Source organism: Geodermatophilus sp. SYSU D01176, assembly GCF_054050015.1.
Genome location: NZ_JBJGYN010000113.1, coordinates 1 through 1,312, shown reverse-complemented (window position 1 = coordinate 1,312; position 1,312 = coordinate 1). Strand labels below are relative to the sequence as shown.

Below are 1,312 nucleotides of genomic sequence, written 5' to 3'. Positions count from 1 at the left end.
CGGCGGCCGAGGGCGCGGTGGGTCCAGCCTGCGGCGGTCCACGCCTCGCGGTCCAGGGCGTTGCGGCCGTCGAGCACCCGCTTCTGCGCCACGACCCGGCCGAAGGCGACCGGGTCCAGCTCCCGGTACTGCCGCCACTCGGTGAGCACCAGGACAGCATCGGCCCCCGCGGCGGCCTCCTCCGGGGTGTCGGCGTAGTCCAGCTGCGGCCACAGCCGGCGGCTGTTGTCGATCGCGGCCGGGTCGGTCACCCGCACGTCCGCACCCTGCAGCTGCAACTGGGCCGCGACGTTGAGCGCCGGGCTGTCGCGGATGTCATCGGAATCGGGCTTGAACGCCGCCCCCAGCACGGCGATGTGCTTGCCCAGCAGCGACCCGTCACACACCTCCCGGGCCAGCTCCACCATCCGGATCCGGCGACGCATGTTGATGTTGTCGACCTCGCGCAGGAACGTCAGCGCCTGATCCGCCCCCAGCTCCCCGGCCCGGGCCATGAACGCCCGGATGTCCTTGGGCAGACAGCCCCCGCCGAAGCCCAGCCCGGCGTTGAGGAACTTCCGCCCGATCCGATCGTCGTAGCCGATCGCATCCGCGAGCTGCTTGACATCGGCGCCGGTGGCCTCGCACAGCTCGGCCATCGCGTTGATGAAGCTGATCTTCGTGGCCAGGAACGAGTTCGCCGCCGTCTTCACCATCTCCGCGGTGGCGTGGTCGGTGACCACCTGCGGCGTGCCGGCCGCGACGATCGGGGCGTAGACCTCGTCGAGCAGGGCCACGATCCTGGTGGCGTCCGGCCCGGCCGGGACGCCGTAGACCAGCCGGTCGGGGTGCAGCGTGTCGCGCACGGCGAAGCCCTCACGCAGGAACTCCGGATTCCACGCCAGCAGCGCGCCGGGCACCTTCTCCCCCACCAGCTCCGCCAGCCGCCCCGCCGTCCCCACCGGCACGGTGGACTTGCCCACCACCAGCTCCCCCGGCGCCAGCACCTGCAGCAGCGACTCCACGGCAGCCTCCACGTACCGCAGGTCGGCGGCGTACTCGCCGCGCTTCTGCGGCGTCCCGACGCACACGAAGTGCACCCGCGCACCGGCCGCCCCGGCGATGTCGGTGCCGAACCGCAGCCGCCCGGTGGCCAGCGTCCGCGCCAGCAACTCCTCGAACCCCGGCTCGTAGAACGGCGCCCGCGCCTCGTTCAACGCCGCGACCTTGCGCTCGTCGACGTCGATCCCCACCACCTCGTGACCCAACTCCGCCATCGACGCCGCATGCACCGCACCCAGATAGCCGCAACCCACGACCGAGACCCTCATGA

The 1,312-nt window shown here is 72.2% G+C and carries 1 protein-coding gene; it reads right to left on the bottom strand.

The window, feature by feature from the left end; all coding sequences use genetic code 11:
* On the bottom strand, positions 1-1,295 hold a 1,295-nt coding region (locus ACI78Z_RS24955), incomplete at its 3' end, for a UDP-glucose dehydrogenase family protein (RefSeq protein ID WP_457039227.1).
* Positions 1,296-1,312 lie beyond the last annotated feature (17 nt).